Source organism: Vibrio sp. 10N.247.311.14, from assembly GCF_041467715.1.
Lineage (GTDB): Bacteria > Pseudomonadota > Gammaproteobacteria > Enterobacterales > Vibrionaceae > Vibrio > Vibrio crassostreae_C.
In genome coordinates this window covers 112,186-118,293 of sequence record NZ_JBFSVE010000005.1, presented here as the reverse complement: position 1 = coordinate 118,293, position 6,108 = coordinate 112,186, and the positions used below count along the sequence as shown (strand labels likewise).

2 protein-coding genes and 5 tRNA genes are annotated in these 6,108 nt (G+C 45.3%); 6 read left to right on the top strand and 1 reads right to left on the bottom strand.

The features are described from left to right. Positions 1–129: 129 nt before the first annotated feature. Positions 130–918 carry a lipase family protein gene (locus AB6F11_RS03430; RefSeq protein WP_017068939.1) on the bottom strand — a complete coding sequence of 263 codons (789 nt, stop codon included), beginning with the start codon at positions 916–918 and terminating at the stop codon, positions 130–132. A gap of 349 nt (positions 919–1,267) precedes the next feature. Here AB6F11_RS03430 and AB6F11_RS03425 point away from each other — a divergent pair. From AB6F11_RS03425 to AB6F11_RS03400, 6 genes are all read left to right on the top strand, one after another. Further along, positions 1,268–1,354 (top strand) — tRNA-Leu (locus AB6F11_RS03425). A 67-nt stretch (positions 1,355–1,421) separates the two neighbouring features. Then, positions 1,422–1,495, top strand: a tRNA-Cys gene (locus AB6F11_RS03420). A 36-nt stretch (positions 1,496–1,531) separates the two neighbouring features. After that, a tRNA-Gly gene (locus tag AB6F11_RS03415) sits at positions 1,532–1,607 on the top strand. 80 nt (positions 1,608–1,687) lie between these two features. Then, positions 1,688–1,774, top strand: a tRNA-Leu gene (locus tag AB6F11_RS03410). Between the two features lie 32 nt (positions 1,775–1,806). Beyond that, positions 1,807–1,882, top strand: a tRNA-Gly gene (locus tag AB6F11_RS03405). Between the two features lie 1,279 nt (positions 1,883–3,161). Next, positions 3,162–6,101: a pyridoxal phosphate-dependent class III aminotransferase gene (locus tag AB6F11_RS03400; protein WP_170964250.1), complete on the top strand. Its 2,940-nt coding sequence runs from the start codon at positions 3,162–3,164 to the stop codon at positions 6,099–6,101. Positions 6,102–6,108: the final 7 nt, after the last annotated feature.

Below are 6,108 nucleotides of genomic sequence, written 5' to 3'. Positions count from 1 at the left end.
ATGCAGCGGATTGCAAATCCGTGGACCTCGGTTCGACTCCGGGAGGCGCCTCCATCATTCAGAAAAAACCAGTCCTAGTGACTGGTTTTTTCGTTTTTGACCCCGCTAAAAGCTTCCTACGTACCCATTTCAATGCTTATCAAAGAAATCTTTGTTACGGATATACTTGCTCATTAAGTGGTAAGAGAAAGGTCTTATCAGCCAACTAAAGATAGAGCGACCAAGGCGGATTAATGTAGGAGTGTTCTCATAGATTCGTCCGTTATAAAGCCAAAGCACTTTACCTACATGCCAATAGAGCAAAGGAACCGGTGGCATGAAGGTCACGATGTCGATGTCACAGCAAATTCGGTAGGTCTTCTTACTCATGCGATAGTGCTTTCGAAAGCTCCAATCACCAATGGCGGGTTGGCCAAAAGTCACTATTCGTTTAATACAGCCTGGGTACTTTTGATCAAAGTAATCAGCGAAGACACAACCGATAGCGCCACCGGATGAGTGACCAGTAATAGAGATTCTTTTTCCTTGTTCTAAAAGCGGGATGAGCGTCGCTTCCAAGCGTTCAATTACCGTTAAGCCAAGCTTATCTTCATTACGATTTGGCTGGCTCTCTTGAAACATTAGATGGTAGAAACCCGCATGCACACGATAATTGAGCCCAATTCTCTTACAGCTTCTTGTCCATAGAGCAAAGGTTAGTAGCCAATCTGAGATACTGTGCGATCCTTTGATTACCACAACCACTTCATCTTTGTCGCTACTCCACAACACTCTAATCATGGTTTTACCAAACTGGTTCTTGATGATGCGTTGTCCATTAGGGTCAAAACCATAGCGAGTCTGCTTAAAAACTCTAGGGTAGGCGAGGTTACAAAGAACGGCATAGCGCTCATATTGATATCGTTTTAGTGGTTTCACATGTTTACTTCTTAATAAGAGTTACTTCAAACTCTAATCGTTGAATGTGAAAAGCACATGAAAACGCCATTTGCTTGGTTTAAAACAATAAAATCACCGCATTCAATTGGTATTTGAATCAATGGTTGTCAGTGATTTGTCCGTTTAAATTAGAAATCCAAGTATAAGAACCGTACAAGCTGCACTAAATTTATTCTTTTGAGTTCGATAATTAATCACTTGAATTAAAAGATAAAATTTATTGTTGACGAATTTTTTCCTTCCGTTAAAGTACACCTCGTTCTCACGGCTTAGGTCGCTGAGAGATGGTGTTTTTACTTTTCAGTAATCGGCCTCGCAAGATTGCGTTGCCCTGGTGGTGGAATTGGTAGACACAAGGGATTTAAAATCCCTCGGCGTTCGCGCTGTGCCGGTTCAAGTCCGGCCCGGGGCACCATCTATCTAGCTTCTACATTTTGAGTAGAGTGATGAACAAAGAGTTGTTCTCTTAAATCACTATTAAAGGCGCCTTGGCAGAGTGGCTATGCAGCGGATTGCAAATCCGTGGACCTCGGTTCGACTCCGGGAGGCGCCTCCATTCTCTCTTTCTTCTAGAAAGAATTTGAATGAAAATGCGATACTAGCTCAGTTGGTAGAGCGCAACCTTGCCAAGGTTGAGGTCATCGGTTCGAACCCGATGTATCGCTCCAAATTTTGTAATGTTGATTCGCGTCAGCATTAAGATGGTGTTTTACTTTTCAGTAATCGGCATCGCAATAAAGAATTGCGTGCCCTGGTGGTGGAATTGGTAGACACAAGGGATTTAAAATCCCTCGGCGTTCGCGCTGTGCCGGTTCAAGTCCGGCCCGGGGCACCATCTATTAAAGTCTTTATCTCGATAAAGCAAATGCGATACTAGCTCAGTTGGTAGAGCGCAACCTTGCCAAGGTTGAGGTCATCGGTTCGAACCCGATGTATCGCTCCAAATTAAGAAGCCCGAACAGAAATGTTCGGGCTTTTTGGTTTCTGACGTTTAGCTTTTACGTTTAAGAACTCTTCTTGTTCGAATCCGCACTCAACATTCATTTCTATCTCTGTTTCAAATTTTGCAATCAAGTTAGTTTTTAAAAGCGAGATTCCCTATGAACTCGTTCCTCGTGCTAGGGAATGACGGAAAGACGGTATGACCTCAAAGTCTCTATAGTAACGTTTATAAATCCACGTCGTCATCCTCGGGCGTGAGGAACGAGCGAACCGGGGAGCTCTTGCCGCTTGCTGATTAACTTCAGTTTAATCTATTGCATCAGATAGTTTCTGAATAAAACAATACATCGACATGTTGTAAGGGACTCCCAATGAACTCATTCTTCAGGCTAAGGAATGACGGAAAGGCGCCACAGCCTCAAAGCCATCACTAACACCGCCTGTACACCCACGTCGTCATCCTCGGGTGTGAGGAACGAATGAACCGGGGATCTCTTGCCGCTTGCTGATTAACTTCAGTTTAATCTATTGCATCAGATAGTTTCTTGAATAAAGCAATACAATGACATGTTGTAAGGGGTTCTCTATGAATTCATACCTCGCTCTAGGGAGTGACGCCATGACCTAAAAGCTTCTCTAGCAACGTTTATAACCCCACGTCGTCATCCTCGGGTATGAGGAACGAATGAACCGGGGATCTCTTTTCCAAACGATAGTGTGACGATATTTACAGCAATTGCTTAGCCACCGCTGCTATTTATCAAGCTATTACTAAAAACTATTGATCGTTCATTTCACTTTATGTTACTTTCCCGCGCAATCTCGGAATGAAAATGTTCAAGAAGAGCAACGATTGCTTCTGGGGGATACGCGTAGTGACCATTCTTGCTGATTGGGACATTACGTAGGGTAGGTATTGGCTAGTCCTTTAGCTGATAGACGGGATACTTATGGCGCAGTTCGTCATGTTAATGGGAAACCCAACATTGAACACACTAATTACAACATTGCTAATCAGCTCTGCATTTCCAAAGGGACCAGCTCCTCATAGCTGCCCGATCCTGCAAAAATGTCCAATTCTTCAAAACAGTAGCATTACTGAACCTTGAGCTCACGCTAACAATTTATCGCTGTCTTAAGACGGCTTAATTTCGTATTCGTCATTTGACTTATGCGAGCGTACAGCTATATCTCATTTCTAGACAATACGTGTACTTCACTATGAACTCTCTCCAAATTTAACGAGAGTTGGTGGGTAATTGCGTCTGATGGAGGTGAGTATGAACACATTCAAGGGGACTTTTATGACTACCGCCTTTGAAGTCGATATCAATACTATCGCAAATTCATTTTCAACTATGGTTCCTATCTTAGAGGGAACGTACGACCTAACACCTGACGCTATTTTGCTAGAGCAAGAACAGCATGAGTCGGATGTTCGCTCTTACCCAAGACGCCTGCCTATTGCTATTAAACGAGCATGTGGCGCTTTAGTTGAAGATACTCGTGGCCAACTCTTTCTCGATTGCTTAGCCGGTGCAGGTACACTTTCTCTGGGTTACAACCACCCTGAGATTAACCAAGCACTTAAAGACCAACTCGATTCTGGTTTGCCATACCAAACACTTGATATCACGACTCAAGCAAAAGAGACGTTTATCAAGCGAGTTAAAGCTTTTCTTCCTCAAGACTTTTCAAATAACTCGGTTCTTCAATTCTGTGGCCCATCTGGCGCTGACGCTGTGGAAGCGGCGATCAAGCTCGCCAAGCAAACCACAGGTCGCAACACCATGTTTGCTTTCCGTGGTGCTTACCATGGTATGACGAACGGCACCATGGGTATGATGGGTAACCTCGGCACTAAAGAGCGTCGTAGCGGCTTGATGTCTGATGTGCACTTCATGCCTTTCCCAAACAACCTACGCTGCCCGTTTGGTATTGGTGGTGAAGCGGGTGCTAACGCGAGCATTCGTTACATCGAACGTATGTTGAATGATGACGAGTCTGGCATCATGAAACCGGCGGCGATGATCGTTGAGCCTGTGCAAGGTGAGGGCGGTGTGATTCCTGCTCCAGCATCTTGGTTACAAGGCCTACGTCGCATCTGTGATGAGCACGGCATCCTACTGATTTTTGATGAGATTCAGTGTGGTGTGGGCAAAACTGGCCATCGATTTGCGTTTGAAGAGTCTGGTGTTAATCCAGATATCTTATGTTTATCTAAAGCGATTGGTGGCGGACTGCCTATGTCGCTGCTTGTGTTCGATAAGAGCATTGATACATGGAAAGCGGGTGAGCACACCGGTACATTCCGTGGTAACCAATTAGCAATGGTCTCTGGCGCTAAGGCGTTGGAGATCATCGAACGAGATGGCTTAGTTGAGCACGCGAACATCGCAGGCCAATATTTACGTCACGGGCTTGAGAAGATTCAATCACGCGTTAGCTGTATTGCTGAAGTTCGTGGTAAAGGCCTGATGCTCGGTGCTGAGATCAAACAACCAAATGGTGAGCTTAACAAGTTTGGCGAACCACAATCAGACGGCGAACTAACCCTAGCGATTCAACGAGCAGCGTTAGAGCGTGGCTTGATGGTTGAAAAGGGTGGTCGTGATGGCTCGGTAATTCGTTTCCTTCCGCCAATGATTATCTCTTTTGAGCAGATTGACTTTGCACTCCGCGTAATGGAAGAAGCGATCATCGCAGCTGGTGGTGGCTTACAACAAGACCCAGCTTCAAGCGAACAAGCAAACCAAGAATGGAACAAGCATTTCATCCATACAGGTTTAGGCGGTAGCGACGAATTTGCTAACGTGATGAACCAAACCACTCAAGCGATGAAAGCGGTTTTTGAACAGGTTGAAACCCCTTATTCGGGTTTAGATCCAAAAGTGCTAGAAGCAGCTATCAATGCTGTCGACCTTGATAACAATCAACACGCTTTGGTTGATGTTGTAGATAGTACTGCAGACCTTGTCGCTGCAAACTCCATCTTCGTGCAACACCCAGATTGCATTGCACACCTTCACACTCCTCCTCTTATGGCTTCGGTAGCAGCGGAATCGATTATCGCGGCATTGAATCAATCAATGGATTCATGGGACCAAGCATCGGCTGCGACTTATGTTGAGCAGCGCGTCGTGGATTGGATGTGTGACAAATACCAACTTGGCGCACAAGCTGACGGTGTTTTCACTAGCGGTGGCACGCAAAGTAACCTAATGGGTTTATTGCTTGCGAGAGACTGGGTTGCGGATAAGCACAATGGTCACTCAATCCAAAAGCTTGGCTTACCAGAATACGCGAGCAAGCTGCGTATCTTATGTTCAAAGAAATCTCACTTCACGGTTCAAAAGTCAGCCTCTCTACTAGGGCTAGGCGAAGCGGCAGTGTGCTGTGTTGACACCAATGCAAACGGCACTATCAAGCCTGATTTGTTAGATGCAGAAGTGAAAGCGCTTAAAGCACAAGGGTTGATTCCTTTTGCTGTTGTCGGTACGGCGGGTACAACCGATCACGGTGCTATCGACGACCTTGATGCGATTGCAGACCTCGCAAGCCAACAAGGCCTTTGGTTCCATGTCGACAGTGCTTACGGTGGCGCGCTTATCTTGAGTAGCCACAAGGCTCGCTTACAAGGCATCGAAAAAGCGGACTCTGTGAGTGTCGATTTCCACAAATTGTTCTATCAAACAATCAGCTGCGGCGCGGTATTGTTGAAAGACAAAGCGAACTTTAAGTACCTTCTACATCACGCAGATTACCTAAACCGCGAACACGATGAACTGCCAAATCTAGTCGATAAGTCTATTGCGACCACCAAGCGTTTCGATGCATTGAAAGTCTTCATGACGATGCAAAGCGTTGGACCAAAGCAGTTGGGTGATATGTACGACCATCTTCTTGAGCAAACGCTAGAAGTGGCAGACCTGATTCAAAACCAAGCTGACTTAGAGCTACTCGCAGAGCCGTCACTATCAACAGTGCTGTTCCGATCTAAGCCGTCAGCAAACGGCGAGCTAGATTTAGACAAATTGAATCAAACGCTAAGACTGGAAGCGCTGACTCGTGGTGTTGCAGTACTCGGTGAAACGGTCGTGGATGGTAAGAGTGCGCTTAAATTCACTATCTTGAATCCGTGCCTAAAGACATCAGATTTCAAATCTCTAATTAACAAAATTCAAACTCTAGCCACTGAGCTAGCAGAACAACAAGGGTAATTAATAC

Excerpts from the sequence above, each read along its gene's own strand:
- AB6F11_RS03400 (WP_170964250.1), top strand. The coding sequence starts at position 3,162 with ATGAACACATTCAAGGGGACTTTTATGACTACCGCCTTTGAAGTCGAT.